Genomic DNA, 25,888 nt, shown 5'->3' with positions numbered 1-25,888 from the left:
CTCCCCATGAACGTCATCCCGGCGAAGGCCGGGATCCAGAGTTGCAGGGTACATCGCCCGTGACTCTGGGTCCCGGCTTTCGCCGGGATGACGATATTTGCGTGTGGAGGAAGCCGGGCTCGTCTTACGAACTCGCGTCGAGCAGGTCGCCGATGGCGCCGGCGGGGCTGGCTTGCGGGATCGCGGTCATCGCGGCGCCGATCGCGGCGGGATCGATGCTGCCGACGTTCCGGGTCAGCAGGTCGAAGGCCTGGCCGCTGGGCAGCGTCTTGAACGCCGCGGCGTAGCGCTTGCGGAGCACCTCCAGCTGATCCTCGCGGCCGAGCATCGCCAGCGCGACCGCCTGACGGAGGACCGCGGCCTGGGCAGGTTCGCTCAGGCCCCTGGGAGCGGGGAGAGTGTTTTCGCCGACGAAGCTGCCCCAGTCCTTCGCCTGCCAGCGCATCTCGGCGCGGATCGCATGCGCGTCGGGCAGGCCGTCGAGTGCGGCCATCGCGGCGTCGGTCCTGCCGAGGCGGTGGAGCGCTACGGCCTCGATCCGCTTGCGGTCCTGCTGCATCGCGGCCGAATAGCCGGCCTGCTCGGTGGAGCGGATCGCGTCGAGCGCGCGATCGGGGTGGCCGGCGAGGATGTGGAGCGCCGCGACCTTCACCGAAAGCGGGCCCTGCGCCACGTCCTGCGCGCGCCGGGTGAGCTGATATTGAAGCAATTCGGCGGCGCGGGCATAGAGCCCCGCATCCTGCAGGCGGCCAGCGAGGCGGAACACCATGGCGTCGCCTTCGCCGCCGGCGGGCGCGAGCTCGCGATAGTCCCAGTAGAGACCGGCGGCCTCGGGAAGCGATACGCCGCTGTCGGGGGCGAGTGCCCCGGCGAGTGCGGCCTGAAGCTCGGCGAGCATCGGCGCGACCTTCGCGCCGAGCTTGAAATAGCGGATCAGCGCGGCGCCGGCGCGGAGCTGGGCGCGCAGATCGTGGGCCTCATTGGCGAGGCGGAGCTCGATCTCGAGCGCGCGCTGCTCGACAGCGCCGCCGCGCCAGCCGAAGCGGAGCGCCTCGAGCTGCTTCATCGCATCGGCGGGGGCGAGGCTGTGCGTGGCGAGCCCGGCCTCGATCGTGCCGAGCTTTGCCTGTGCCCGGACGGCGGCGTCGCCGTTGCGCGCGGCGCGTTTGAGCCGGATACGGCCTGCCTGCGGATCGCCGGCAGCGATCAGCGCACGGCCGCGCAGCACGTTGGCCTCGGGATTCTGATCGCCGAAGAGCGCGAGCCAGGCGAGCGCGGGCTTCGGCTGGCCGGCGTCGATCGCGGCACCGGCGGCGGCGAGCACGAACGGCGCACGCGCCTCGGGGCTGCGGCCGTTGATCGCGGGCAATGCGCAATTGACCTGGCGGATCGCGGCCTGGGCGTCGCCCGAATGGGCAAGCGCGCGCATCCGCCACGCGCAGGCTTCGGGATTGGCGGCGAGTTCACCGGTGGCGAGCGTGGAAACTGCATCCTCGTCACGCGCGACGAGCGTCAGTGCGACACCCCGGGCGAGAAGGAAGGAGGCGACGAGGCCGAGATCGCGATCGCGGGTTTGCATCACGTCGAGCACGCCCAGCGCCTCGGCACCGCGGCCTTCGCCGATCAGGCCGAGCGCATAGGTCCAGCGGCGCAGCTGGCGGTTCTCGGGACGCGAGGCGGCGAGCGATGCCCAGCCGGCTTCGCCAGTCTCGCCATGCCAGCCCGAGGCGCCGGTGATCGTCGGCATCTGGGCGAGTTCGGCGGCGAAGGGCGGCAATATCGCAGTCGCGGCGCCGGTTCCAGGGCGTGATGCGGCAGCGGGCGCCGTGCCGGTGCCGGCCGTGTTGGGGGCGACCGTGGTGGCGCCGGCGAGCAAGGCGATGAGCGCGGTGCGCATCAGCCGAGTCCGAGCGGGCGGATGACCGCGACGAGCACGCCGCCGGCCGCGCAGGCGAGCAGGAACAGCCCGGCCGGAAGCAGTGGCAGGCTGCTTCCCGCCGGCGCGCTGTCGACCGCGGCACTCGCTGCGATGCCGGACCCGGCGCCGCCGACGACTTCGAAGGAATCGGGGTCGGCGATCGGCGCCGCATCGCCGCGACGGCGCTGGACTTCGGCCGGATCCTGGACGACGCGCATCCTTCCCGGGCGTTGATCGTGACTCACTGCGGCACCTTCTTGCTCATTTCATCCTATTATAGAGGCATGGGCGCACACCGGCCGTCCGACCGAGGAGTTTTGACGTGCGTAGATCCGTGGCCGCGCTTGCGCTGACGACGGCGCTGGTGCCCTTTCCGGGCAGCGGGGCACAGGCGTCCGGCGGCGGTGCCGGCACCGTTGCCGGCGGGCTCAACCTCGTGCCGATGGAAGAAGTGACCGTGCCGATCATCGAGGCCGATCGCATCGCCGGCAACATGCGCTTCAAGCTCGTGATCGAGGCAGCCAGTGTCGAGGCGCTGGCCAAGGCGGCTGGCGCGATGCCCAGATTGCGCGAAGCGACCGTTGCCGCCGCGCTCGAATTCGCCCGGCTCAACGCCTCGGGCATGCGCGCGGTCGATGCCGGGCGCCTCGATCATGATCTCAACGCCGCGCTCAAAGCCGCCGAACCCGGCGTCGCGCGCGTGCTGATCGTCGAGATCGCAGCCAGCTATAGTTGACAGTCCCGGCCAACCATAAGGTTGGCAGAAAGCGGCGGGGGTGTGCGCATCCAACCTTTTGGTTGGCTTGAAAAATGGCTGATTTCTGCCGTTCCTGCACGATCTGGCTGGGATGTCGGCTGGCAGTTGCTTGACGCGTTTGCGCATTTGCGAGTCAAGCGACAAGGCGGCGCGTCGGCGGGCGGGGCGAGGAAAATGTCTGGCGCGCATGCCCGGAACAAAAGCGGATCAAATCCTACATTGCCAGCGAATTCAGCGCGCGCCGGTGCATTTTGCCGCTCGTTTGGGAGATGGGTCCCCGCTTTCGCGGGGATGACGGCAGGGGTTCTCAACCTAGCGTTTCTCCGAGAGAAACCCCTCTGCCATGAGGCGAAAGGCATGGACTGCCCTGGGCAGGACGGCCTGAGGGTCGTCGCTGGCCGCTACCCACAAGGCCGCGTTCAATGCGGCACCGCAGAGGAGGCGGGCGGCGGCCTCCACATCGGCGCTCTTCATGACGCCGTCGGCGATCAATTTCCCGACCGCCTGCTTCGTTGCCTGCAGACACGCGTTCTGGCTGGGCCAGCGCGAGGGATCACCGAGAAACGCGGGTCCATCGAGCAGCACGATCCTTTGGACCTCGGGATCCAGCGCCATCGCGATATAGGCCGCGCCTTCGGCCAGGAGCTGTTCCCAGCCATCCCTCGCGTCGGCGCCGGCTGCCCGGGCACGCGCCGCCATCTCGCCGTCGACCTGCGCCACGACGGCCGCGAGCAGGCCCTTCTTGTCGCCGAAATTGTGATAGAGCGCGCCGCGGGTCAAACCGACAGAGGCGGTCAAGTCGTCCATCGATGCCGCAGCGAACCCTTCCGACGCGAATGCCTTTCGCCCGGCGGCAATCAGCTTGCCGCGGTTCTCCTCCATCGTTTCCACGCGACGCCGTGCAGCCACAACCGATCCTTCTTCAAATACGCGGCGTATATCACTTGACATACGTCGCGTACATGACATTTATATACGGAGCGTATGTGAAACCAGATGACGGCATTATTCGTCGGCACGGCTTTCCAGCGACCCACACAGGAGAATCCATATGGCCCAGCGTGACGCCGTTTTTCCCGCCGGTCGGCATGACCTCTATGCGTCGAACACCTATTCCGCAGCGATCCGCTCCGGTGATCTCCTGTTCGTGTCCGGTCAGGTCGGCAGTCGCAGCGACGGTTCGCCCGAGCCGGATTTCGAAGCGCAGGTCCGCCTGGCCTTCGCCAATCTCGAAGCGACCCTGAAGGCGGGCGGATGTGGGCTCGACGATATCGTCGACGTGACGACCTTCCATACCGATCCCGAAAATCAGTTCGGCACGGTCATGGCCGTCAAAGGAGAAGTTTTCCCCGAGGCGCCCTATCCGAACTGGACGGCGATCGGCGTCAACTGGCTCGCGGGGTTCGACTTCGAGATCAAGGTCATCGCGCGGATTCCGGAGTGAGTTGCGGACCTTCTTAGCCCCTCCCCTTCAGGGGAGGGTTTGGGGTGGGGCAGTGCCCCAAGCGGAGGCTCGGTGAGACGGACAGGCCCCACCCCCAACCCCTCCCCTGAAGGGGAGGGGCTTAAAGCCCCGCAATTTGTAAGGTCCGGCGCTACTTCCCCTTGCGCGGCATCTGCTGCGGCGGCGCGGACGCGGCCAGGCGGGCGGATTTGCGGGCCAGCGCCATGCTCAGCGCGGCGGCGCCCTTGGGGGTCATCGCGGCCATGACGAGGGCGGTCGAGCGTTCGCGCATGCGCTGTGCGACCTTCATCTGCACTTCCATGTCGAGCTGCTCCAGAACCACCGCGGCGGCTCTGGGCTTCATCGCCTGATAGATGCGGGCGAGCTCGTCGAACTGCGCCTCCGCCGGTTCGACGGGAGCGCCGGGGGCGGCTGCGACTTCGGTTTCCTTCTGGCGGGCGGCAAGATCGGCTTCGAGGCGCGCCTGCGTGGCCTTGGTCGCCTGTTCGCGCAGGTCGAGCCCGCGCTTGCGGCGCGCGGCCTCGGCGTCGCGCTGGGCCAGATCCTGTTCGATCGAACTGCCGAGCCGGGTCTTGGGCGCACCCTGGGTCGCGGTCGACGCGATCGTCGAGGCGTTGGCGACGACTGCGAGCGCCGAGGCGGCCGCGGTCATCAGGAGGAGGGAAGGGCGGGCCATCAGGCGAGCTCGGCTTCGGTCTTGGCTTCGGTGTCTTCGCCGTCGGCTGCATCGACGGCATCGGCCGAACGCACCGCATTGGCGAGGCCGACGGCATTCACGACGCGCTCGCATGCGGCATCGGCGATGCCGATCATGTCCGAAAGCTCGTCGCGGAGATCGCGCGCCTGCTCGACGAGGCGGGCATGCTGCGCGCAATCGGTGCCGAGCGTCGACTTCATTTCGGAGAGCACCGAACGGGCGCCGCTGGTCGCCTTTTCGAGCGCCGTGACGACTTCGGTGAGCGCGCCGTCCTTCACGGTGCGCAGGGAGCGCATCATCCGCACGCTCTGCACGAGCACGGCCATGCAGAAGATCATCGTCAGCACATTGGCGAGAAGCGCGAAGTTCATGATTTCATCTTTCCGCTGGAAACATCGTTGACCAGGCGCACGGCGACCTTGCCGCGGCGCTGGCCGATCTGGGCCTGGGCGAGGGTGACGCCGCCACAGGCGAGGTCGAGCGCATCGTCGGGGCTCTTGTGGAGGGCGATGGTCTGGCCGACCTCGAGTGCCTTCAATTCGGCGATCGGCATGGCCTTCTCGCCGAGCACGACGTTGACGCTGACATTGGTCTTGCGGATCTCGGAGGCCATATGCGCCTCCCAGATGCTATCGCGGCCGCTCTTCTCGCCCATGAAGCGCTGGAGCAATTTGTGGCGGACGGGTTCGAGCGTCGCATAAGGGAACACGATCGTGAATTCGCCGCCGCGGCCGAGCATGTCGACGCGGAAGGTGGCGATCGCGCAGATGTTCGACGTGCCGGCGATCGCGGCGAAGCGCGGATTGCTCTCGATACGCTCGAGGTTGATGTTGATCGGTTCGATCGGCTCGAACGCCGTGGCGAAATCCTTGAGCGCGAATTCGAGCATGCGCGAGACGAGGCCGGTCTCGATCGTCGTGAAGGCGCGGCCGTCGATCAACGTCGGCGAGCCGCCGCCGCGGCCGCCGAGCAGCGCGTCGACCACGGCATAGATCAGGCTCGATTCGACCGTGACGAGGCCGAAGCTCTCCCATTCCTCGACCTTGAACACCCCGACCATCGCCGGGAGCATCACGCGGTTCATGAACTCGCCGAAGCGGATCGAGGTGACGTTCTCGAGGCTGACGTCGATCGCGTCGGAAGTGAGGCTGCGCATCGAGCTGGCGAAGGAGCGGACCATGCGATCGCAGACCACTTCGAGCATCGGCAGACGCTCATGGCTGATGACCTTGGACTCGATGACCGCGCGGAGGCCCTTCTTCTTCGCGACCGGACCGTCGAAATCGCCGAACAGCGCGTCGATGTCGGACTGGTCGAAGCGGACGTCTCCATCGGCGCCCATCGGCGCGACGGGCGGTTCGGGAAGGTCGAAATCGTCGAGATCGATCATTGCTGGACCAGATCCTGAATGAGGATGTCCTTGACCATGCCCGGGCCGGCCACATCGGTGGCGCGGACCAGCATCTCTTCCTTGATGCGGAAGACCGCGGCCGAGCCGGCGAGATCCTCGGGGCGCAGCTCGCGGAGGAAGGGCTGATAGGCGTCGAGGATCAGCGGGAGCTTCTCCTGGATGCTCTCGGGCGTGCCCTTGGCACCGGGCACGATCATGAAATGGAGCTTGAGGAAGCGCGAGGCGCCGTCGGGCGAACGCAGGTTCACCACCATCGCCGGCACATCGACGAAAGCATCCTTGCCCTCGGCTTCGCCGCCGCCATGACCGCTTTCGGCCTCGGGCGCGGTCTCGGCCTTGGCCGATCCGCCCGAGAGCATCATCGCGGCGCCGCCGCCGCCGCTGAGCAGCAGCACGCCTGCGGCGGCTCCTATAATAAGAAGCTTCTTCTTCGACTTCGGCGCTGCGGGCTTCGCGCCCTCCGCACCTTCCTCGACGATCTCGGGTGACGACATTTTCCCTGGCACCTTTCGAAATCAGTGCTCCGGCAACCACGCCGGCTGATTTGCCTCTATTATAGGATGGTCACCCGGCAATTTCTGCCTAGCGACAAATTTCTGAAGGGACCGTCCGGTGGACATCTCGTCTTATGTATTGCTGAGCCAGGAACAGGCGCTGCGGCGCCGGCTCGACGTGGCGGCGAACAACCTCGCCAACATGAACACGGTGGGCTTCAAGCGCGAAAAGCCGGTGTTCCGCGAATATGTCGAGCAGGGCGAGACCACGGTCACGCCCGACGCGAAGAAGACGTCGTACGTGCTCGATTACGGCGCGGTGCACGATGCCGCTTCGGGCGGCTTCCAGCTGACCGACAATCCGCTCGACGTCTTCATCGACGGTCCGGGCTATCTGAGCGTCGAGGCGCCGGGCGGCGGCACCGCTTATACGCGCGCAGGCTATGTGAAGGTGCTCGAGAGCGGCGAGCTGGCGACGGCCGGCGGGCAGAAGATCCTCGGCGAAGGCGGCAAGCCGATCACGGTTCCGCCCGAGACCGCCGGACGCCTGAGCATCGCCCCCGACGGCAGCGTGATGGGGCCCGACGGTCCGCTCGGCCGGATCACCGTGACGGTGTTCGACGAGGCGACCATGGATCCGCGCGGCGACGGGATGTTCAACGGCAATAGCGGGCGCGAGCTCACCGCCGCCGAGACCAGATTGAAGTCGGGCGGGGTCGAGGGATCGAACGTCAATGCGATCGTCGAGACCACCGACATGGTCGAGATCCTGCGCGCCTACCAGACAGCCACCAACCTCAACGAAAGCATGTCCGACCTTCGCAAGAAGGCGATCGACCGGCTCGGCCGCGTCGGCTGACACCCCTTTAGAAAGGCACAATAATGCGTTCGCTCTCCATCGCTTCGACCGGCATGCTGGCACAGCAGACCAATGTCGACGTCATCTCGAACAACATCGCCAACATGAACACCACGGGCTTCAAGCGCCAGCGCGCGGAGTTCCAGGACCTGCTCTACGAGCAGATCGAGCGCCCCGGCACCGCGACCGGCCCCGAGACCAAATCGCCCTCGGGCATCCAGATCGGCGCGGGCGTGAAGACCGGCGGCGTCTATCGCATCCAGCAGCAGGGCGCGCTGCAGCAGACCGAGAACCGCTACGACGTGGCGATCACCGGGCGCGGCTATTTCCAGATCACTTTGCCCTCGGGCGACACCGCCTACACCCGCGACGGCTCGTTCGGCATCTCGGATCAGGGCGAACTGGTGACGCAGGACGGCTATCCGGTGCAGCCGGGCATCACAATCCCGCAGGCGGCGGTCGACGTGACGATCTCCAAGACCGGCGAGGTCCAGGTGATCGTGGCAGGCGATCCGCAGCCGCAGACCGTCGGCCAGCTCGAGCTCGCCACCTTCATGAACGACGCCGGCCTCGAGGCGAAGGGCGAAAACCTGTTCCTCGAGACTTCGGCTTCGGGCCAGCCGACCGTGGCGGCCCCGGGCGAACCGGGCCTCGGCACGCTGAGCCAGGGCTTCATCGAAAGCTCGAACGTCAATGCAGTCGCCGAAATCACTGCGCTGATCACTGCGCAGCGCGCTTATGAGATGAACAGCCGCGTGGTGAAGACCGCCGACGAGATGCTGGCGACGACCAGCCAGCTGCGCTGATGGGCATGCTGCTCGCTCTGGCGCTGCTCGGTGCCGGTCCGGTCGAGGACGTGCAGGTCGCGGTCCTCGCGCATCCGATCGAGAAGGGCACGCGGCTCGACCGCGGCGACTTCGAGAGCGAGGCACGTGCGCCTGCAGCTGCCCGCGGGGCGCTTTCGGCCGACGATGCATCGGGCATGGAAGCTGCGCGCAATCTGACCGCCGGCAACATCGTCCGCCGCTCGGACCTGATGAAGCCACAGCTCGTGCGGCGCGGCGAGCCGGTGACGATCCGCATCGTTAGCGGCGCGCTGGTGATCACGGCCTCGGGCCGCGCGCTGAACGGCGGCGGGCAGGGCGAAATGGTGCGGGTGGTGACCAACGCCACCAACCGCACGCTCGATGGAACGATCGAAGGCTCCGGCACCGTCCGGATCGCCGCACCGTAAAAGGGTTTGAACATGCGTAAGGTCATTCTTCTCATAGCGCTCGGCGCCACGCTCTCGGGCTGCGGCTCGGTGGGCCGCCTCCAGCAGATCGGCAAGGCGCCCAAGCTTTCGGGGATCGACCCGGTATCGACGCCCGAAGTCGAAGCGTCGCTGTCGATGCCTTCGGATCGCGGTCGTCCGACCAGCGTGGCGATGCAGCAGCCCGCTGCGGCGCCCAGCGCCTCGCTGTTCCGCACCGGCGCGGGCGCGTTCTTCCGCGATCAGCGCGCCGGCAAGATGGGCGACATCCTGACGATCAGGATCAACATCCAGGACAAGGCCGATCTCGGCAACAACACCTCGCGGACGCGTGGTGGATCCGAGAATGGCGGCCTCGGCGGGCTGCTCGGCATCGCGCCGGTCGCCAAGCTGGTCGGTGCCGATGCGGGCAAGGTGTTCGAGACCGACTCCGGCTCGAAATATTCGGGCGGCGGCACCACCGCGCGCTCCGAGACGATCAACATGACGATGGCGGCGATCGTCACCCAGGTGCTGCCCAACGGCAATCTGATGATCCGCGGCAAGCAGGAAGTGCGCGTCAATTTCGAGATGCGCGAACTGATCGTCACCGGCATCATCCGTCCCGAGGACATTGCGCGCGACAATTCGATCCAGCATTCGCAGATCGCCGAGGCGCGCGTGATCTATGGCGGCAAGGGTCAGCTCACCGATGCGCAGCAGGCCCGCTGGGGCCAGCAGATCTACGACGCATTGTTTCCGTTCTGATTTTCGACCTTTCGGGGAAAAAAGGGCCCGTTCGAGCGATCGGACGGGCTCTTTCGTTACCGTACAGGCATCAGCACCGCCTGCGCGGCACCGGCCTCGGCTAGGCCATCACCCGCCGTGCGCGTGGATGATCGGGTCGAACTGATCCGGGTCCGCGCGCAGCCGCTCGAATTCCTCCGCGCTGATCGCGAAGCGGCGGTCGTTTCCGGCCATGTCGCCGGTGGCATATTCGAGCAGATGGCCATCAGCGGTGCGCGAGGCGTGCCAGGCAGGGCCCCAGATATTGTCGGCATCGTTCTCGCGCCGCACCGGCTCGGGGACGATCTTCTCTCCGAAAACGAGCTTCATCCTCATTCTCCCAGCTTGACGGGAGTATAAGGCGTGCTGGCCGGCAGGTCCACGACCGCCTCGGGCACACCCTTGCCGGTGAAGCCGCCGGGCACCCACAGGCCATCCCATGCGCCGCGCTCGTTGCCGCTCGGCACGCGCAGATTCTGCAGGTCCTTCGGCTCGATATAGGCGATCACGGTGTTGCCGTCGGTCAACTCGCCGGGACGAAGCTGGAGCTTGTCCTCGACCTTGGCGAGATCGCCGCCGGTTTCCTCGATGAGCTGCTCGAACTCGCGGCGGGAGACGACGAACCCGCCATCGGGCGGCCCCAGCGTACCATAATCGTCGAGCGTCTTCTTCGGCGTGAACTTGATTGCGCCGGTCTCTTCGAACGGCTTGAGATGCGCCGCGATCTGCTCGGGCGAGAGATAGGTGGAGGGTGCCGGCCGGGTGGGCTTGGGCGCGTCGAGAATCTCGCGGACCTTGCTTTCCGGCAGGCCGGTGCGCTCGGCGGTGCGGGCGATCGTCTCGCCGGGGACGCCGTTGGCGCTCGGCGGAATGTCGCGGGCAACTTTGGCCCCTGTCTCCGTGGCTTCGTCGGCATTGCGGGCAACCGTCTTTCCGACATCGACACCCGCTTCGGCGAGGTTGCCGCCGCTGCGGATCGCCGCCTTGGCGGCATCCCCGATCCCCGGCACCCAGCCGACGATCGAGGCGCCGAGGTTGAGCCAGCCGCCGTCCTCGCCGCGCAGCACCTGCCCGACAGAGGCGATCGTATCCCGCGCATCGGCGATCTGGCCGACGACCGGGATGAAGCCGACTACCACCTGGCCGCCCGTGGCCGACCAGCTGTGATTGTCGCTGAAATTGCCGAGCACCGCGCCCTCGACGAACGACCCGAGGCCTTCTTCGTCGCTCGATGCCTCCGGCGCCGCGACGTCGTTCGCCGCCGGCGGCGTGGTGCCGTAGAGCTGGCGGTCGAGCTCGGCACTCACTGTATCCGGATCGCGCGTGCCGAGCCGCGCGGCGGCGCCGTCGAACGCCTCGCGATAGCCCGAGCCGCGTGGCTGATCGCCCCAGTCACGGGTCGCCGGTGCGCTGTCCGACGTGCCGGAGAAGACCTGCCCCTCGGCAACGCGGAGCCGGCCGGCGGCGAGATCGCCCTGCTCGATCGGGTTCAGCCGCGGCTGCGGCGGCGGTTCCGATCCGGCTGTGTCGGGAACATTCCGGGCCTGGGCGGCACTGGAAGCTGCTCCAACATCCATGCGTCATCTCCCGCTGTGATCGCCGGGAAAACTAGGCCGATGCGTTGGGCGAGGCTGTAATCGGATCGACTATCGGCGGTGCATCCTCCCGGGGCAGGGCCTGAAGCCATGACCGCCGGTCATCGTTAACCTTCTGCTAACCATTTAAATTCGCGGATGAATTTTGGTCCTCCTGGAAATCTTCCCATGATGAACTTGCAGGGCGCGCATGCGCCAGGTCGCGGGTCGGCGCTTCCGACCCGGGTCGCAGAAGCGACTCTAGTCCAAGAAGGAAAATATCATGGGTTTCTCTGTCAACACCAACATCGGCGCGATGGCGGCTCTCCAGAGCCTCAGCGAGACGAACAAGGGCTTGGCCACGACCCAGAGCCGCATCAACACCGGCCTGGACGTGAACTCGACCAAGGACGACTCCGCCCGCTATACGATTGCCCAGAAGCTTCGCGGCGACGTGGGTGGTCTGAAGGCGGTCAATTCGTCGCTCAGCCGTGCAAAGAGCACGGTTGACGTGGCGGTTGCCGGTGCCGAGCAGGTCTCCGACCTCATGAACCAGATGAAGTCGAAGGTCACGGAAGCTTCGGACGGCGGTCTCGACACCGAGAGCCGTACGGCGATCACTGCCGACCTGAATGCCCTTCGCAAGCAGGTCAACTCGATCATTGGCTCCTCGGAGTTCAATGGTACGAACCTGCTGAAGACAGACGCTACCGCAACCGGCAAGGTTTCGGCGCTGATGTCGACTTCGGGCACCTCGACGCTGGACGTTGCGAACATCGACCTCGAAGCCGCTTTCGATACGGCTGTCGGCGGCGATGCGTCGGTCGACATCGTCCTGGCCGACGCGGCTGCGGCGACCACGCTCAAGGGCACCCTTGAGGCTGGTTTCAAGGTCGTGTCGCAGAAGCTCAGCACCCTCGGTTCGGCTTCGCGCCAGATCGATGGTCAGATCGGCTTCGTGAGCAAGCTGTCGGACTCCATCGAGGGTGGCATCGGCAATCTCGTCGACGCCGACCTCGCCAAGGAATCGGCGAAGCTGCAGGCCCTTCAGGTCAAGCAGCAGCTCGGTGTGCAGGCTCTGTCGATCGCCAATCAGGCGCCGCAGAGCATCACGTCGCTGTTCCGTTAAGGTCAAGCTTTTACCCTGGAAGCTTACCTGACGACAGAGAGAGGCCGGGACGGCAACGTCCCGGCCTCTTTTGCGTGCGCGCGGCCGTCAGGGGCGCAACGAAATCCGCGCATCTCCGCCGACCGAATGGTTGATCCATCTATAATGATGGCAAGGAGATCATCGCTTGTTCCCACGTATCCGAGAAATCACCGACGCCTTTGGCGGCAAGCTTCGCGTCAGCGTGGAGGAGCATCCCACGGGCGCGCTCGTCGTGCTCGAACGCCCGGACATGAAGGACCGGCCCCGGATCCTGCTCGACGGCTACGGTACCGACATACTGGCCGGCTATATCATGTCGGCACGCCTCGCCGTGCCGCACGGGCTTCCCGACGAGCATGTCGACGGCACTTTCGGGACGCGCTTCGAACTGGGGCTGGAGCCCCGCGCGGCGCTGGAACTGAGCCAGGAAGGCGAAAGCAAGCTCGAGATTCCGGCGCCCTTCTGGGACCGCCTCTATGCCGAACTCTGTCTCGTTGCGGCACATGCGCGCGAACTCGCGCGTCGCGCGGAGGCGCGGGTCCACTAAGGTCATACGGGGGTCATTGATACCGGTAACTATACGTATCGGGGCATCACCGGAATGTGGCTGGGGGCGCCGCTGAGGCATTGGACGGCCAAACGCTCGGGGCAAAATGAAAAGGGACTTTCACGCATGAATCTTCGCGACTTCAGCCATGTTCCTGCGAACACCGGACAGAGCTTCACGGTGACCCTGACGTTGAATGTGGAGGATGCGCGCGCATTGTGGAGCGCGGCGGCTGAAAAGGCGCAGCAGGCTCCCGGGATGACGCTTTCCGATGTGCTCGACACGCTTGGCCCGCGCGAGGATCCCTCGATCGCCGATTGCATCGCGATGCTGACCGCGCCCGCCGCGATTGCCGGATGCGCGCTCGATGATTTCAGCGTCCGTACCGCGCCCGCGGTAGTGACCGGGTCTGCCGCGCTGATCCAGTTGCCCGTCGATACGCGGCCGGCGCTGATGCCTGCCGCCAACGGCTGAGGCGCGCACCAACGTTCCGAGCGGGGGCTCGAACGCAAAAGCCAGGCTGGTGGAGACCAGCCTGGCTTTTGTCGTTTCGGGCCACGTGTGACTTGTGTGTCGGGACTCAACCGATGCGGAGCAGATCGCTGGTCGCGACGGTGAGTCCGTTGATCGTCAGCTTGACCATGCCGTTCTCAAGCTCGACGTCGTTGACCTTGCCGAAGGCATGGGCGGTGGCGGCGACCTTGGCGCCGGAAGCATCCACGCCGGCGAGCTCGAGCGTGTAGAGGCCCGGATCGACCTTCTTGCCCGCGCTGGTCGTGCCGTCCCAGGTGAAGGCGCCGGCAGCGCCGGTGGCAGTGATCGGCAGCGTATCGATGATCTTGCCCTTATCGTCCTTGATCGTCGCGGTCATCGACGTGACGTCTCGGGTCGCCGACCAGGTCCATTGCGCCGGGGTGGCGGCGCTGAGGCCCGAAGTCGCCGAACTGGTCTCGACCTGCGCGCCGACCAGCGATGAGGCTTGCATCAGGTTTTGCGTGCCGAACGCCGCGAGCATCTCCTTGAGCGTCGCGGTCTGCTCGATCGACTGCTCGACCTGCGAATATTGGACGAGCTGCTGGGTATATTGCGCGGTGTCCATCGGATCGAGCGGGTCCTGGTTCTGCATCTGGGCGGTGAGCAGCTTCAGGAACATGTCGAAATCGGCATTGATCTTCGTCGTGGCGGCGGTGGTTTTCGCGTCGGGCGCGGTCGTGGAAGTAACAGTGGTCATGGCGTTTCCTCAGGCGAGAAGGTCGACCTGCCCGTCGCTGCGGATCGGGCGGTAAATGGGTTCGGCGATGGCCGCGTCGTCGTCGGACGACGCGAACTGGCCGCGATTCTGCTGGCCCTGCTGCTGGGCCTGCTGGCCGCCGCCGTCGCCGCCGCGATTTTCGAAACGGAAGCTCTGCGCGTCGGTGCGGACACCGGCCTGGTCGAGCGTGCGGGCGAGATCGGGTGCGTCCTGGCGGAGCAGGTCCATCGCCTGCGCACTCTCGGTGCGGACGGTGGCCTGCAAGCTGCCTTTGTCGTCGAAGGCGAGCGTCACTTCGATGCGGCCCAGCTCGATCGGGTTGAGGCGGATGCGCAGCGTTTCCTCGCCCATCTCGACCTTGCGCGCGATCTCGACGCCGAGCGAATGGCCGAGATGGCCGGCACGGGCCTCGATCACCGGTTCGGCGGCGGGGGCGCTCGCCGGCGTGCTATTGTTGGCGGCGCTATGGATCGGCTGGAAGGCCGGGGCGGAGGTATCGGTACGGGCAAGCCCTGCCGGGCGCGCATCGGGCTGGCCCTGCGCGTCGGCATTGGTCTCGCCGCCGGTGGAATCGCCGCGTGCCGCGACGGCATTGGCGAAGTCGGCGGTCGATGGCGTGGCGGCGTTCGCGGCCGGCTGGGTAGTATTGCCTGCGGGTGCATTGGCGGGGGCCGACTTGCGCGCGACCGACGGGGTGGCGCCGTTCGTTGTCTGCATCGTCTCGCGTGGGGCAGGTTGCTGCGGCTGCACGGCGGGCTGGGGGCATGCCGGCAGAGATCAACTCGGCCGGCACCGCGACCCTGGCGTCGACCGGCTGCGCGGAGTCGGCTTCGGCGACAGCCGCCCGGGGCTTGCGCGGAGTCGGGGTGGTTTCGGTCGGCTTGGCGACGATGGGGGTTTCGGCCGCGAGCGTTTCGTCGGGCTGCGCTTCGGCACCGATGGGGAGCGCTGGCGCCTGCGGGCCAGGCTTGGCCGTGGTGGGCTGGACCTGCGCCTGGGAGGTGATCGGTGTCTCGGGCGGGGACGGGGCTTCTGGCGCCTCGACCAGCCCTGCCGGATCGGCGACCAACGTATCGGTCGCGGGAGGGGCGAAGGGCGCCGCCTCCGCGGTCGGCAGCTTGGCGGCAGTAGTCATCAGCTGCGACAGCGAAGTCGGTTGCTGGAGGCCGGGCAGCATGACGGCGGCCGGGTTGACCTGCGTGTCGAGTTGCGCCTGTGCGAGAAGCGTCTGCGCCAGCTTCGCATCGAAATGGGCGGGCGGCGTGGCCGAGACGATCAGGCCGGTCCGTACCTGTGGAGTGCCGCCCTCGATCGCGACGCCGAGCGCGTCAACGAAGCCGAGGCCGGTTCCACCCAATGCCGGTGCGGATTGCATGCCCGCGCCGAGCGGAAAGCCGAAGGGGTTGATCTGCATCCGGTCGCCTCTTGCTCGACCCGCGAGGGGCCGCTTCTTCATTATAGGACGGTTGTCGCGCCTGCGGTCTCAACCGATCGTGCCGAGCGCGCGAATGCGGGCCCGGGCGTGGATCTCGTTCTGCGACAGCACCACCGTGGCGGGACGCACACGCTCGATGATCGAGCGGACGAACGGACGGATCGACGGGCTGGTGAGCAGGCAAGGGATCTCGCCTTCCTGCGCCAGGCGGTCATAGGTCTCGCGGACCGACTGGATGAACTTCTGGAGCGCGGAAGGGGCCATCGCCAGCTGGCGATCGTCGCCCTGGCCGAGGATCGATTCCGCGAACGCCTGATCCCATTCGGACGACAAGGTCACCACCGGGATCGCTTCGCCGCGGACCTGCGACGCGCTGATCTGGCGGGCGAGGCGGCCGCGGACATGCTCCGTCATCTGGGTCAGATTGGCGGTCAGCGGCGCGGCTTCGGCCACGCCTTCGAGGATCGTCGGGATGTCGCGGATCGAGATGCCTTCCGCCAGCAGGTTCTGCAGGATGCGCTGGACGCTCGAGATCGAGACCTTGGAGGGGACGATGTCGGCGACGAGCTTCTCGGCGTCCTTGTGGACTTCGGTCAGCAGCTTCTGCGTCTCGGTGTAGGAGAGCAGATCGGCGATGTTGTCCTTGACCAGTTCGGTCAGGTGCGTGGTGATGATCGTGCCGCAATCGACCACGGTGAGGCCGCGGAAGCCGGCCTCGTCGCGCAGCTCGCGATCGATCCACAAAGCGGGGAGGCCGAACACCGGTTCCTTGGTCACTTCGCCGGGCATGCCGATGGAGCCGCCGCCCGGATTGATCAGCAGCAGCTTCTCGAGACGGATCTCGCCGCGCGCGGCCTCGGTCTCCTTGATCGTGATGACATATTCGTTGGGCTTGAGGCCCATATTGTCGATGATGCGGACCGAGGGGAGGACGAAGCCGAAATCGGTCGCCATCTGGCGGCGGAGCGCACGGACCTGATCATCGAGGCGCGGCTCGCGCTGCTCGTCGTTGATCATCGGCAGCAGCGCATAGCCGATCTCGATGCGCACCGCGTCGAGCGCGAGCGTCTGCGAGATGGGCTGCTCGACGATCGCCGCCTGCGCCTGTTGCTGCGCCTCGACGGCAAGCTCCATCGCGGCCTTGGCCCGGGCGTTCTGGCTCATCTTCCACGCGGCATAGCCGGCGGCGGCGGAGAAGCAGGCGAAAGGCAGGAAGGGCAGGCCCGGCATCAACGCCAGCGCGCCCATCAGGAACGCGACCATGCCGAAGGCCTTGGGATAGCGACCGAGCTGATCGCCCAGGGTCGTGCCGGTCTTGCCCTTGATGCCGCCCTTCGAGACGAGCAGGCCCGCGGCGATCGAGATGATCAGTGCCGGGATCTGGCTGACCAGGCCCTCGCCCACGGTGAGCACGGTATAGGTGTGGAACGCCTCGCCGATCGGCACGCCGTGCGAGACGACGCCGATGGTGAGGCCGACGAGGATGTTGACCGCAGTGATCAGCAACGCCGCGATCGCGTCGCCCTTCACGAACTTGGAAGCACCGTCCATCGAGCCGTAAAAGCCGCTCTCGGCCTCGATCTCGGCGCGGCGCTCGCGCGCCTGCTCCTCGTTGATCATGCCGGCGGAGAGATCGGCGTCGATCGCCATCTGCTTGCCGGGCATCGCGTCGAGGCTGAACCGCGCCGCGACTTCGGCGATGCGGCCCGCGCCCTTGGTGATCACGACGAAATTGATGACGATCAGGATCATGAAGATGGTGAGGCCGATGATGACCTCGCCGCCCATTAGGAACTCGCCGAACGCCCCGATCACGCCGCCGGCGGCGCCGTGACCCTCATGGCCATGGGTCAGGATCAACCGGGTCGAGGCGAGGTTGAGGCCCAGCCTGAACATCGTCGCGATCAGCAGGATCGTCGGGAAAGCGCTGAGTTCCAGCGGCTTTTCGATGAACAGCGAAGTCATCAGGATCATCACCGCGATCGTGATCGACAGTGCTAGCCCGAGATCGAGCAGCCAGCCGGGCATCGGCAGGATCAGCATCGCGATGATCGCGATGACCGAGCCCGCGAGCGCGAGATCGCGGCTGAGGCCGATGCGGTTGAGGATGTTGGCGATTGCGGGGGCATCAACAGGGTGCCTTATCCAGATAGGGTCAGGGCGCCGGGGCGACGGCGATGCCGGCTTCGATGAAGGTGCGCAGCTTGTTGCGCATCGTGCGGACCGAAATGCCGAGGATGCTCGACGCCGAGGTGCGGTTGCCGTGGCAGCGCGTCAGCGTCTGGAGGATCAGCTCGCGCTCGACTTCCTCGACGGTGCGGCCGACGAGGCTCTCGATCTGCAGGTCGCCGGGCTCGGCAAGCTCGAGATCGAGCAGGCGGGTGCCGTCCGAACGGACCAGATCCTGGGGTTCGATGGCGGGGCCCTGCGCGAGCAGCACGGCACGGTGGATGCAATCCTCAAGCTCGCGGACATTGCCGGGCCAGTCATAGCGCGAAAGCAGCACCAGAGCGGCGTCGCTGAAGGCGCGCGACGGCAAGCCGTCGGCTTCGGCGAGACGCGTCGCGAAATGCTGCGCGAGCTGGGCGACATCGCCGCCACGCTGGCGGAGCGGCGGAACCTCGACGCGGACCAGACCGAGGCGGACGAGCAGGTCGGCGCGGAAGCTGCCGGCCTGAACCGCCGCTTCGAGGTCCATGCTGGTCGATGCGATCAGCCGCGCGTGGAAAGGAACGACCGCGTCGCCGCCGATGCGATTGAAGCGCTGATCGCGCATTGCCGCCAGGAGGCGGGCCTGGGTGGCCGGGGCGAGACGGCCGACTTCGCGGAGGAAGATCGTGCCGTGGCCCGCCTTTTCGAGCCGGCCGATACGGCGCGCGACCGCGCCCGGAAAGGCGCCGGCTTCATGGCCGAACAGTTCGGATTCGAGCAAGTCGGCGGCGACGCCGGCGCATTCCACCGCATATAGGGGTTGGGCGCGGCCCGAGGCTTCGTGGATCGCGCGCGCCATGACTTCCTTGCCGCAACCGTTCTCGCCGGTGACGAGTACCGGAGCACTGGTCTGGGCCACTGCGGTGGCGAGCGCCACGGCGCGGGCAAGGGCAGGGTGATCGCCGATGCGGACGGGCGTCTTGCGCTCGATCACCGAGGCGATCGCGGCGGCGATCAGCTCGCGCTGCGGGGAGGGGAACATAGTCGACGGCGCCCGCGCGGATCGCCGCGACTGCGCGCTCGGCCGAAGCCTGGATGCCGCAGGCGAGCACGGGAAGGGTGAAACGCTCGGCGCGCAGGCTGGCCATGAAGCCGGCGATATCGGCATCGACATCGATCATCACCATGTCGCCGCCGCCTTCGCGGAGCAGATCGAGCGCCTGGGCGGGGGTATCGGCCATCGCCACGGCGGCGCCCGCGTCACGAGCCAGCTCGGCCGCGCGGCGGAACTCGCCGCCGGGCGCGCCGACCAGGATCATGCGGATCGAGTTCGGCATCAACGGTCCTGCCGAACGATTTCGGTGAGCGTGACGCCGAGCGCGTTATCGATCAGCACGACTTCGCCGCGGGCGATCAGGCGATCGTTGACGAAGATGTCGACCGGTTCGCCGACGCGGCGGTCGAGCTCGACCACGGTGCCCGACGTGAGGTGGAGCAGCTCGCCGACGGGCATGCGCGCCCGGCCGAGAACCGCCTGCACCTTTACCGGCACGTCATGGACGGCTTCGAGGCCTTCTGCACCTACGGGCGCGTTTTCGTCGGCGGGCAACGGTTCGAAATCTTCGAACACGGGGCCGCTTGCTTCGCTGGAATCGGCGGGGATGATGTCGTGCGGTTCGGTATCCATCGTCAAATCCTTACGAGTTCATCCATTGGCGGATCACCGAGGCCGCTTCGGGCGGGCTCGCGTGGATCGCATCGCCAATGCGCTTGAGGGCGGAGAGTTTGATGCGGCCGTCGACCTGGGCGAGCGCGATCTCCTGATCGAGCAAGGGCTGGTCGCCGTTCATCGCTTCGAGTTTCTGCATCGCGTCGGCGTCACCATCGGCGGCGCGTTCGGCGAGTGCGAGCATCTCGGGCGACTGGGCGGAGAGCGGTATCTCGCCTTCGGGTCCTTCGAGCGCGGCGACCGGTGCCTGCGGCATGATCTTCGGCTTGAGCATCCGGAGGGCGATCAGGCCGACCGCGCCGATCACGATGATCTGGAGCAGGCCCCAGATGCGGTCCATCGGCAGCTGCGAGAAGAAACCCGAATCCTTGTCGGCGAGGCTGTCGTCATTGGCGAAACGCATGCTTTCGACCACGACGCTGTCGCCACGCTCGGCATCCATGCCGACGGCGTTCTCGACGAGGCGCTGGAGGCGCTGCATCTGCGGCTGGGGCAGGCCCTTCTCGCCGCCGTCGACCATCACCGCGACGGTGAGGCGCGTGACCTTGCCGGGGCCGCGCAGCGTGACGGTCTTGGTCGAGCTGTTGTCGTAGGTCGTGTCTTCGGAAGTCTGATTGCTGCGCGACTGGCGGCCGTTGCCCGTGGCGGCGCCGGGCGCCTGGCCCTGGGCCTCGGGAAGCTGGTTGCCGACGCTGGCGGTCTGCGCACCGGCATCTTGCTCGCTGTTCTGCTCGCCATTCTCGACGCTGACCTGGCGCGAAATGACCTGCTTGTCGGGATCGAACAGGTTCGATTCCTCGCGGGTCTGGTCGCGGTCGATCTGGGCTGAGACTTCGGCGCGAACCTTGCCCTGGCCGACGATCGGCTCGAGCAAGGCCTCGACTTCCTCGCGCAGCTTGGCCTCGACTGCCTGCTGGCGCTCATCGGCATCGGCGCCGCCGGCCAGACCGGCTTCGCCGGCACGGGCGAGCAGGGCACCGGTCTGGTCGACGACCGACACGGCCTCGGGCGAGAGCTCGGGAACCGAGGAGGAAACGAGATAGCGGATCGAGGCGATTTGTTCGGACGAGAGGCGGCCCTTGGTCTTGACCGTCACCGCGGCGGTGGCCTTGCGGCTTTCGGCGGCGAACATCGCGCGCTCGGGCATGACGATGTGGACGCGGGCTGCGGAAACGTTCTGGATGGTCTGGATCGACTTGGAGAGCTCGCCTTCGACGGCGCGCGTCTCGTTCATCTTGGCGCGGCTGGCGGAGACGCCGAAGGGCTGCTCCTCGTCGAGCACCTCATAGCCGATCTTGCCGCCCAGTTTCTCGCCGGCGAGGCTCATGCGAAGCTCGGCCAGCTTGTCCTGCGGCGCCATCACCGAAGTGCCGTCGGCCGAGAGCTGATACTCGACATTCTGCGCCTTGAGCTTCTCGGTGATCGTCGCGGCGGCGGACGGATCGAGATCGGTATAGAGATAGCCCATCTGCGGATCGGAGCCGCGCGTCGCGACGAAGGCGAGCGCCGCGAGCAGCGCGAACGCCACGCCGCCCATCAGCATCAGCCGCTTCGGGCCAAGCTGCCCGACGAGATTCTTGATCGCTTCCAAAGCCGCCCCGTGATGTGGCCAGGGGCAGGAGCGCCCCTCTCCATTGACTTATAGGAGGGGCGAAGGCGGCAGATTGTGCCGGGTGGGAATTTTTGCCTAGTGGTCACGCGGGCACGCGTTGGAGGCGTGCGAAACGCAATTCCCCTCCCGCTTGCGGGAGGGGTTAGGGGGCGACGGGGAGGTTTGCGCGACTCACGCACGTCAGGCCCTCCCCGGCCCCTCCCGCAAGCGGAAGGGGAGCGCAAGAGGTGAGCGCGGGGAATTCAGTTCGCGCCGGCAGAGCTCGGCAGCAGAGTTTCGAGCTCGTCGAGCACCGCCTGTCGGCGGGCGGTGGCGTCGAGGGCGAGGCCGCCTTGCTCCCAGCCGATCATCGCGTCGCCGACCGTTATGGTGACGTCGCCGACCACATTGAGGTTGAGCTTGCGGCGATCCCTGGACTGGCGATCGGCGATGCGCGCCTCGATCGCCTCGATCAGATCGGGATGGACGCGGATCTCGAGTTCGGTGCCGCGGGCGACCTGGCTGAGCGCGCGGCCGATCGCGGCGTCGATCGTCTCGACGGGAGCGGCGTCGATCGCCCGGCCGGCGATCATGTCGGCGGCGGCAAGGGCGATCTCGGCAGCCTCGCCGGTGACTCGCCGCGAGACATCTTCGAAGCGCTCGTCGAGTGACTCGATCCCGGCGTGGAGCGCGTCGACTGCACTCAGCAGCGCGACATCGCGCTCGGCGCGCGCCTGGGCCAACCCGGCCTCGAAGCCTTCGGCGCGGGCGAGGGCGATCTGCGCGTTCACGTCCAAGCGGAGCAAAGCGAGTTCGGCGCGCAGCGCGGAGATTTCGAGCAGCATGTCGCCGCTGGGGACGGTCGCGCTCTCGCTCGCCGGAGTCGAGAAGATGCGGTCGAAGGCGAAACGCTCGACGTTCTGGAAGCCCATGCCCATCTCAGATGATCATCGCATCGTCGGACTTGGGATCGACGAGCAGGATCTCGCCGCGATCGGCGAGGCTCTTGGCGAGGCGGACGAGCGAGGACTGTGCTTCCTCGCAATCGCGCGCGCGGACAGGGCCCATCGCCGCCATGTCCTCGCGCATGAGCTTGGCCGCGCGCTCGGTCATCGCGCCGAAGAACATCTGCTTGAGCTTGTCGGGCGCGCCCTTGAGCGCCATCGCCATCTCGCGCTTGTCGGCATTGCGGACGATGATCGAGATCGCCGCCGGCAGCAGGTTCGACAGATCCTCGAAAGTGAACATGAGCGCGCGAATGCGTTCGGCGCTTTCCGGCGCCTTGTTGTCGAGTGCGTTCAGCATCGCCTCTTCGGTCGAGCGATCGAGCGAGTTGAACAATTCGGCCATCGCCTCGTGCGGGTCGCGCTTCTGCGAGCGCGAGAGATTGGTCATGAACTCGCTCTTGAGCGTCTGCTCGACCTGGTTGATCACGTCCTTCTGGACGGTCTCCATGCGCAGCATGCGCATCACCACGTCGACCGAGAATTCGCGCGGAAGCTCGGCGATGACGCGCGCGGCGTGATCGGGGCGCAGCTTGGAGAGGATCACCGCGACGGTCTGCGGATATTCGTGCTTGAGCGCACCGGCGAGAACGGTCTCGCTGACGTTCGAGAGCTTGTCCCACATCGTCCGGCCCGAAGGACCGCGGATGTCTTCCATGATCTCCTTGACCTTGTCGCCCGGCAGGATCCCGCCGAGCAGCCGCTCGGTGGTCTCGTAGCTGCCGTGGAGCGAGGCCATCGACGCGACTTCGCCGGTGAACTGGATGAGGAGGTGTTCGACGACCTGCGACGGAATGCGGCCGAGCCCGGCGATCGTCGCGGAAAGCTCCTTGATCTCGTCGGTGGTCAACTGCTCCCAGATCGGAGCGCCATGCTGCTTGCCGAGCGCCAGCATCAGCGCGGCCGCGCGCTGCGGCCCACTATACTTCTTCAGTTCGACCGGCTCGGCAATCGGCGCCATCAAGCTCATTCCGGATCCCTCGCAGAAAAATGATGTGCGGACGCAAGGAAGCGTTCACTCATCCTATTATAGGAACGTGGGCGAAAGGTGCGGTTGTCATGACGGTTAATTTGTCCGGAAGCCTGATGGGGTTGAGCCTGCTGACGGGAGACTCCTCGGTCTTCACGACGGCATTCACGCCCATCGCCTTCGACAGCAAGGCGGTTCGCGCCGCCAAGGCGCAATTCACCCTGGCCGCGACCACGCCGCCCTGGAAGGAAGCCACCGCCACCAAATCGGCGTCGAGCCAGCTGATGTCGATCCTCGCCTCGAAGACGGTCATCGACAGGACGAGCATCAGCACCCAGATCCTTCCCGACGATATCAAGACCAGCTTCACTGCCTATAAGGCGCTGGAAAAATTGCGCGTCCTCGCCGAGGCCGCCACGGTCAAGACGGCGACCGACGGCCAGCGCGCCCAGTATGAAAAGGCCTTCGCCAAGGGCCTGGCGGATCTGCAGGGCTATCTGGCCACGGCGCCGTCCGACAAGGTGAACCTCTCCTTCGGCAATGCCAGCTCGACGGCCCAGTCGACCAAGCTCGCGGCTGCCCAAGCCAACGAGACCAAAAGCGAGGGGCTGGTGAAGCTGCGTTCGGACGCGCTACCGGGCCTGACTGGCCAGGAGAAGTTCAGCGTAAACATCAGCCGCGGGACCCAGACCGAGACCTTCACTGTCGATCTTTCGCAGGGCGCCCAGCCACCCACGCTCGATTCGGTCGTGTCGCAGCTCAACAGCGCGATCAGCGCGACGCCGGTGCTCATGCCCGACGGCACGCCGTTGACCGACGCCCATGGCGATCCGGTCTCGCGCTGGAGCGCACGCTTCAAGCCGGTCTATGCCGACGGCAAATGGGGTATGAAGCTCGAAACGCCGAACAGCCTTGAGCAAGTCAGCCTCGACCAGATCGGAGCGAAGGACTCGCTGGTCGTGGCGACCGGCCAGACCGCGCTCGACGCGCCGACTGCGACCAAGATATTCCGCGTGAACGAACTGGACAGCGCCAATACGCGTGTGAACATGGGCACGATCGCGGCGCTCGACCGCGAAGCCACCGCGCAGAACACGCTTGCCGGCAAGACGACCACGGTCACCACCGCGACGACCGACACGGACGGCAAGGTCAAGACCACCACCACCAAGACCAGCAACGCCTATGCCAGCACCGACGCCGCCGCGATCGTCACCGACGCGCAGGGCAACAGCTATATCGTCGGCACCACCGCGGGCGATCTCGGCACCAATTTGTCGGACGGCGACAACAACCTCTTCCTGACCAAGATGGACGGGGCCGGCAATGTCGTGTGGCAGCGCAGCCTCGGGGCCGGCGGCTCCTCGACCGGCGCCGCGGTGTCGATCGGCGCGGACGGCAGCATCGTCGTCGCGGGCACGGTGACCGGCAGTTTCAACGGCACGACCTCGACCGATAGCGACATGGTCGTCGCCAAATACGCCGCCAATGGCGACGAGAAATTCTCCACCGTCGTCCGCGCGGGCGGCGCCGACGCGGCCAAGGCAGTCACTGTCGGCGCCGACGGCTCGGTCTATGTCGGCGGGCGCAGCGCGACCGGCAACGGCGATGCCTTCGTCGCGCGCATCGATCCGAACGGCAAGCTCGCCGAGCGCCGCACCCTCGCAGGTGCCGGCTCCGACTCGATCAACGCGCTGGCGATCGACAATGACGGCAACCTGCTCGCGGTGGTCAACCAGGGCGGCGCAGCCTCGGTACGGAAGATGAGCGCGTCGGCGCTGTCGACCGATCTCGGCAGCATCGACCTCGGCACCGCCGACGTCCGCGCGATCGCCGTGGCCGCGGACGGCACCATCGCCGTGGGCGGCGCGACGAGCAGCGCCCTCACCGGAAGCCAGGTCAACGCGAAGAGCGCCGCCCGCGACGGCTTCGTCGCGCGGATCGACTCCAACCTGTCGGGCGCCAGCGTCACCTATCTCGGCTCCGCCGCCGACGACCAGGTCGACAGCATCGCCTTCATGGGCGACGACCTCTATGCCGGCGGGCGTACCACCGGTAACCTGGGTGCCACGCGCCTGGGCCCGACCGACGGTTTCATCGCGCGGATCGATGCCGCCACCGGCGCGATCGAGGATACCAACCAGTTCGGCCAGACGCTGCTGCGCACCGAGCCGGTCCGCATCGCCGCCGACAAAGGCGGCTCCAATGCGATTTCGGCACTGGGTTTCGGCCGCGGCACGATCAACCCGGCAGCCTCCGAGAGGCTGACCACGCAGACGACGATGCGCCCGGGCGACACGTTCTCGTTCAAGGCCGATAGCGGCGCGGTCCGGAAAGTCACGATCGAGGCGGGCGACACGCTCAAGACGATCGCCACGCGCATGCAGGGCATGCTCGGTGCGTCGAAGGGCACGGTCACCGCGACCGTGGTCAACGGCGTCCAGCAGCTCCGCATCACGATGAAGCCCGGACACGAACTCGAGCTCATCCCCGGCGCCGCCGACACCGATGCGCTGGCCAAGCTCGGCATCGAACCGCAGCGGATCGCGACGCAGGCGACGCTGTCGAGCAACGCGCCCAAGGTTCGCCCGGGCGGCAATTTCGGCATGGATCTCAGCGATGCGCTGAGCCTGTCCACGCTCGACAATGCCAAGGTCGCGATGAAGAAGGTCGAGGAAGCGATCTCGATGACGCAGACCGCCTATCGCTCGCTTTATTGGGACGACGGCAAGGCCCAGATGGTCGACGGCGTCAAGAACACCGCGACCGGCACCCAATCCACCGCGCGCGAGAGCGCGCAGCTCGCCAATTATCAGGCAGCGCTGAACCGGCTCAATTCCGGCGTCCCCTCAAGCTTCGGATTCTGA

28 protein-coding genes are annotated in these 25,888 nt (G+C 66.8%); 10 read left to right on the top strand and 18 right to left on the bottom strand.

All coding sequences use genetic code 11. The features are described from left to right. Window positions 1–124: 124 nt before the first annotated feature. Window positions 125–1,897, bottom strand: coding sequence for a hypothetical protein (locus tag PIB19_RS09290; RefSeq protein WP_271240575.1), 1,773 nt, complete (start codon window positions 1,895–1,897; stop codon window positions 125–127). Then, complete coding sequence (locus tag PIB19_RS09285; RefSeq protein ID WP_271240574.1) at window positions 1,897–2,163, bottom strand: hypothetical protein; 267 nt, start codon at window positions 2,161–2,163, stop codon at window positions 1,897–1,899. The genes PIB19_RS09290 and PIB19_RS09285 overlap by 1 nt, the downstream gene beginning before the upstream one ends. 77 nt (window positions 2,164–2,240) lie before the next feature. Between PIB19_RS09285 and PIB19_RS09280 the strand changes: the two genes are divergently transcribed. Next, window positions 2,241–2,654: a hypothetical protein gene (locus PIB19_RS09280; protein WP_271240573.1), complete on the top strand. Its 414-nt coding sequence runs from the start codon at window positions 2,241–2,243 to the stop codon at window positions 2,652–2,654. Between the two features lie 333 nt (window positions 2,655–2,987). Here the strand turns inward: PIB19_RS09280 and PIB19_RS09275 are convergent, their stop codons facing one another. Continuing rightward, a complete protein-coding gene (locus tag PIB19_RS09275) occupies window positions 2,988–3,557 on the bottom strand; it encodes a TetR/AcrR family transcriptional regulator (RefSeq protein ID WP_271240572.1) in 570 nt (189 codons plus the stop codon). A 169-nt stretch (window positions 3,558–3,726) separates the two neighbouring features. Here PIB19_RS09275 and PIB19_RS09270 point away from each other — a divergent pair, with 169 nt between their 5' ends. Beyond that, window positions 3,727–4,119, top strand: a complete 393-nt coding sequence (locus tag PIB19_RS09270) for a RidA family protein (RefSeq protein WP_271240571.1) — start codon at window positions 3,727–3,729, stop codon at window positions 4,117–4,119. A 151-nt stretch (window positions 4,120–4,270) separates the two neighbouring features. Here the strand turns inward: PIB19_RS09270 and PIB19_RS09265 are convergent, their stop codons facing one another. From PIB19_RS09265 to PIB19_RS09250, 4 genes are read right to left on the bottom strand one after another with little or no spacing between them, the layout of a single operon-like run. Then, on the bottom strand, window positions 4,271–4,816 hold the full coding sequence (locus PIB19_RS09265; RefSeq protein WP_271240570.1) for a MotE family protein: 546 nt from the start codon (window positions 4,814–4,816) through the stop codon (window positions 4,271–4,273). Then, window positions 4,816–5,208 (bottom strand): DUF6468 domain-containing protein, encoded by a 393-nt coding sequence (locus tag PIB19_RS09260; protein ID WP_271240569.1) that lies wholly within the window; start codon window positions 5,206–5,208, stop codon window positions 4,816–4,818. The genes PIB19_RS09265 and PIB19_RS09260 overlap by 1 nt, the downstream gene beginning before the upstream one ends. Further along, window positions 5,205–6,227 (bottom strand): flagellar motor switch protein FliM, encoded by a 1,023-nt coding sequence (fliM, locus tag PIB19_RS09255; RefSeq protein WP_271240568.1) that lies wholly within the window; start codon window positions 6,225–6,227, stop codon window positions 5,205–5,207. Before fliM ends, PIB19_RS09260 begins: the two co-directional genes overlap by 4 nt. Continuing rightward, window positions 6,224–6,742 (bottom strand): flagellar basal body-associated FliL family protein, encoded by a 519-nt coding sequence (locus PIB19_RS09250; protein ID WP_271240567.1) that lies wholly within the window; start codon window positions 6,740–6,742, stop codon window positions 6,224–6,226. Before PIB19_RS09250 ends, fliM begins: the two co-directional genes overlap by 4 nt. A gap of 118 nt (window positions 6,743–6,860) precedes the next feature. Here PIB19_RS09250 and PIB19_RS09245 point away from each other — a divergent pair, with 118 nt between their 5' ends. Genes PIB19_RS09245 through flgH form a run of 4 tightly spaced genes read left to right on the top strand, consistent with a single transcriptional unit; the run spans window position 6,861 to window position 9,600 of the window. Then, window positions 6,861–7,601, top strand: coding sequence for a flagellar hook-basal body complex protein (locus tag PIB19_RS09245; protein ID WP_271240566.1), 741 nt, complete (start codon window positions 6,861–6,863; stop codon window positions 7,599–7,601). 23 nt (window positions 7,602–7,624) lie between these two features. Beyond that, entirely contained in the window at window positions 7,625–8,407 is a 783-nt protein-coding gene (gene flgG, locus PIB19_RS09240; RefSeq protein WP_056618601.1) for a flagellar basal-body rod protein FlgG, read from the top strand. 5 nt (window positions 8,408–8,412) lie between these two features. Further along, entirely contained in the window at window positions 8,413–8,835 is a 423-nt protein-coding gene (gene flgA / locus PIB19_RS09235) for a flagellar basal body P-ring formation chaperone FlgA (protein WP_321164354.1), read from the top strand. 12 nt (window positions 8,836–8,847) lie between these two features. After that, entirely contained in the window at window positions 8,848–9,600 is a 753-nt protein-coding gene (gene flgH / locus PIB19_RS09230; RefSeq protein WP_271240565.1) for a flagellar basal body L-ring protein FlgH, read from the top strand. Window positions 9,601–9,708: 108 nt separating this feature from the next. Here the strand turns inward: flgH and PIB19_RS09225 are convergent, their stop codons facing one another. Together PIB19_RS09225 and PIB19_RS09220 are read right to left on the bottom strand one after the other, a co-directional pair. Next, entirely contained in the window at window positions 9,709–9,948 is a 240-nt protein-coding gene (locus tag PIB19_RS09225) for a hypothetical protein (protein ID WP_271240564.1), read from the bottom strand. 2 nt (window positions 9,949–9,950) lie between these two features. After that, the gene (locus PIB19_RS09220; protein WP_271240563.1) at window positions 9,951–11,195 is read right to left on the bottom strand and encodes a hypothetical protein; all 1,245 of its coding nucleotides are present in this window, start codon (window positions 11,193–11,195) and stop codon (window positions 9,951–9,953) included. Between the two features lie 280 nt (window positions 11,196–11,475). Here PIB19_RS09220 and PIB19_RS09215 point away from each other — a divergent pair, with 280 nt between their 5' ends. The 3 genes from PIB19_RS09215 (at window position 11,476) to PIB19_RS09205 (ending at window position 13,363) form a co-directional block, all read left to right on the top strand. Further along, a complete protein-coding gene (locus PIB19_RS09215; protein WP_271240562.1) occupies window positions 11,476–12,321 on the top strand; it encodes a flagellin in 846 nt (281 codons plus the stop codon). Window positions 12,322–12,487: 166 nt separating this feature from the next. Continuing rightward, entirely contained in the window at window positions 12,488–12,889 is a 402-nt protein-coding gene (locus PIB19_RS09210; protein WP_271240561.1) for a hypothetical protein, read from the top strand. A 126-nt stretch (window positions 12,890–13,015) separates the two neighbouring features. Then, window positions 13,016–13,363: a hypothetical protein gene (locus tag PIB19_RS09205; protein WP_271240560.1), complete on the top strand. Its 348-nt coding sequence runs from the start codon at window positions 13,016–13,018 to the stop codon at window positions 13,361–13,363. A gap of 106 nt (window positions 13,364–13,469) precedes the next feature. Here PIB19_RS09205 and PIB19_RS09200 read toward each other — a convergent pair whose 3' ends face one another. The 9 genes from PIB19_RS09200 to PIB19_RS09160 all read right to left on the bottom strand — a co-directional run bounded on the left by PIB19_RS09200 (window position 13,470) and on the right by PIB19_RS09160 (window position 23,021). Continuing rightward, window positions 13,470–14,120 (bottom strand): flagellar hook assembly protein FlgD, encoded by a 651-nt coding sequence (locus tag PIB19_RS09200; RefSeq protein WP_271240559.1) that lies wholly within the window; start codon window positions 14,118–14,120, stop codon window positions 13,470–13,472. 9 nt (window positions 14,121–14,129) lie between these two features. Beyond that, entirely contained in the window at window positions 14,130–14,558 is a 429-nt protein-coding gene (locus tag PIB19_RS09195; RefSeq protein ID WP_271240558.1) for a flagellar hook-length control protein FliK, read from the bottom strand. A gap of 46 nt (window positions 14,559–14,604) precedes the next feature. Continuing rightward, window positions 14,605–15,555 carry a hypothetical protein gene (locus tag PIB19_RS09190; RefSeq protein ID WP_271240557.1) on the bottom strand — a complete coding sequence of 317 codons (951 nt, stop codon included), beginning with the start codon at window positions 15,553–15,555 and terminating at the stop codon, window positions 14,605–14,607. A gap of 69 nt (window positions 15,556–15,624) precedes the next feature. Beyond that, the gene (flhA, locus tag PIB19_RS09185; protein WP_271240556.1) at window positions 15,625–17,619 is read right to left on the bottom strand and encodes a flagellar biosynthesis protein FlhA; all 1,995 of its coding nucleotides are present in this window, start codon (window positions 17,617–17,619) and stop codon (window positions 15,625–15,627) included. 112 nt (window positions 17,620–17,731) lie between these two features. Further along, complete coding sequence (locus tag PIB19_RS09180) at window positions 17,732–18,769, bottom strand: sigma-54 dependent transcriptional regulator (protein WP_336297298.1); 1,038 nt, start codon at window positions 18,767–18,769, stop codon at window positions 17,732–17,734. A 294-nt stretch (window positions 18,770–19,063) separates the two neighbouring features. Continuing rightward, complete coding sequence (gene fliN / locus PIB19_RS09175; protein ID WP_271240555.1) at window positions 19,064–19,414, bottom strand: flagellar motor switch protein FliN; 351 nt, start codon at window positions 19,412–19,414, stop codon at window positions 19,064–19,066. A 10-nt stretch (window positions 19,415–19,424) separates the two neighbouring features. Next, the gene (fliF, locus tag PIB19_RS09170; protein WP_271240554.1) at window positions 19,425–21,047 is read right to left on the bottom strand and encodes a flagellar basal-body MS-ring/collar protein FliF; all 1,623 of its coding nucleotides are present in this window, start codon (window positions 21,045–21,047) and stop codon (window positions 19,425–19,427) included. Window positions 21,048–21,310: 263 nt separating this feature from the next. Beyond that, entirely contained in the window at window positions 21,311–21,979 is a 669-nt protein-coding gene (locus tag PIB19_RS09165) for a FliH/SctL family protein (protein ID WP_271240553.1), read from the bottom strand. A 7-nt stretch (window positions 21,980–21,986) separates the two neighbouring features. Further along, window positions 21,987–23,021 (bottom strand): flagellar motor switch protein FliG, encoded by a 1,035-nt coding sequence (locus tag PIB19_RS09160; RefSeq protein WP_271240552.1) that lies wholly within the window; start codon window positions 23,019–23,021, stop codon window positions 21,987–21,989. Between the two features lie 116 nt (window positions 23,022–23,137). Between PIB19_RS09160 and PIB19_RS09155 the strand changes: the two genes are divergently transcribed. Beyond that, window positions 23,138–25,888: a hypothetical protein gene (locus PIB19_RS09155; protein ID WP_271240551.1), complete on the top strand. Its 2,751-nt coding sequence runs from the start codon at window positions 23,138–23,140 to the stop codon at window positions 25,886–25,888.

Origin of the sequence: Sphingomonas sp. 7/4-4 (assembly GCF_027941955.1) — a bacterium.
GTDB lineage: Bacteria > Pseudomonadota > Alphaproteobacteria > Sphingomonadales > Sphingomonadaceae > Sphingomonas.
This window is presented reverse-complemented; position numbering and strand designations above follow the sequence as displayed.

Excerpts from the sequence above, each read along its gene's own strand:
- PIB19_RS09290 (WP_271240575.1), bottom strand. The coding sequence starts at position 1,897 with ATGCGCACCGCGCTCATCGCCTTGCTCGCCGGCGCCACCACGGTCGCC.
- PIB19_RS09275 (WP_271240572.1), bottom strand. The coding sequence starts at position 3,557 with ATGGAGGAGAACCGCGGCAAGCTGATTGCCGCCGGGCGAAAGGCATTC.
- PIB19_RS09270 (WP_271240571.1), top strand. The coding sequence starts at position 3,727 with ATGGCCCAGCGTGACGCCGTTTTTCCCGCCGGTCGGCATGACCTCTAT.
- PIB19_RS09265 (WP_271240570.1), bottom strand. The coding sequence starts at position 4,816 with ATGGCCCGCCCTTCCCTCCTCCTGATGACCGCGGCCGCCTCGGCGCTC.
- PIB19_RS09260 (WP_271240569.1), bottom strand. The coding sequence starts at position 5,208 with ATGAACTTCGCGCTTCTCGCCAATGTGCTGACGATGATCTTCTGCATG.
- fliM (WP_271240568.1), bottom strand. The coding sequence starts at position 6,227 with ATGATCGATCTCGACGATTTCGACCTTCCCGAACCGCCCGTCGCGCCG.
- PIB19_RS09250 (WP_271240567.1), bottom strand. The coding sequence starts at position 6,742 with ATGTCGTCACCCGAGATCGTCGAGGAAGGTGCGGAGGGCGCGAAGCCC.
- flgG (WP_056618601.1), top strand. The coding sequence starts at position 7,625 with ATGCGTTCGCTCTCCATCGCTTCGACCGGCATGCTGGCACAGCAGACC.
- flgA (WP_321164354.1), top strand. The coding sequence starts at position 8,413 with ATGCTGCTCGCTCTGGCGCTGCTCGGTGCCGGTCCGGTCGAGGACGTG.
- flgH (WP_271240565.1), top strand. The coding sequence starts at position 8,848 with ATGCGTAAGGTCATTCTTCTCATAGCGCTCGGCGCCACGCTCTCGGGC.
- PIB19_RS09225 (WP_271240564.1), bottom strand. The coding sequence starts at position 9,948 with ATGAAGCTCGTTTTCGGAGAGAAGATCGTCCCCGAGCCGGTGCGGCGC.
- PIB19_RS09220 (WP_271240563.1), bottom strand. The coding sequence starts at position 11,195 with ATGGATGTTGGAGCAGCTTCCAGTGCCGCCCAGGCCCGGAATGTTCCC.
- PIB19_RS09215 (WP_271240562.1), top strand. The coding sequence starts at position 11,476 with ATGGGTTTCTCTGTCAACACCAACATCGGCGCGATGGCGGCTCTCCAG.
- PIB19_RS09205 (WP_271240560.1), top strand. The coding sequence starts at position 13,016 with ATGAATCTTCGCGACTTCAGCCATGTTCCTGCGAACACCGGACAGAGC.
- PIB19_RS09200 (WP_271240559.1), bottom strand. The coding sequence starts at position 14,120 with ATGACCACTGTTACTTCCACGACCGCGCCCGACGCGAAAACCACCGCC.
- PIB19_RS09190 (WP_271240557.1), bottom strand. The coding sequence starts at position 15,555 with ATGCAGATCAACCCCTTCGGCTTTCCGCTCGGCGCGGGCATGCAATCC.
- flhA (WP_271240556.1), bottom strand. The coding sequence starts at position 17,619 with ATGCTGATCCTGCCGATGCCCGGCTGGCTGCTCGATCTCGGGCTAGCA.
- PIB19_RS09180 (WP_336297298.1), bottom strand. The coding sequence starts at position 18,769 with ATGTTCCCCTCCCCGCAGCGCGAGCTGATCGCCGCCGCGATCGCCTCG.
- fliN (WP_271240555.1), bottom strand. The coding sequence starts at position 19,414 with ATGGATACCGAACCGCACGACATCATCCCCGCCGATTCCAGCGAAGCA.
- PIB19_RS09165 (WP_271240553.1), bottom strand. The coding sequence starts at position 21,979 with ATGGGCTTCCAGAACGTCGAGCGTTTCGCCTTCGACCGCATCTTCTCG.
- PIB19_RS09160 (WP_271240552.1), bottom strand. The coding sequence starts at position 23,021 with ATGAGCTTGATGGCGCCGATTGCCGAGCCGGTCGAACTGAAGAAGTAT.
- PIB19_RS09155 (WP_271240551.1), top strand. The coding sequence starts at position 23,138 with ATGGGGTTGAGCCTGCTGACGGGAGACTCCTCGGTCTTCACGACGGCA.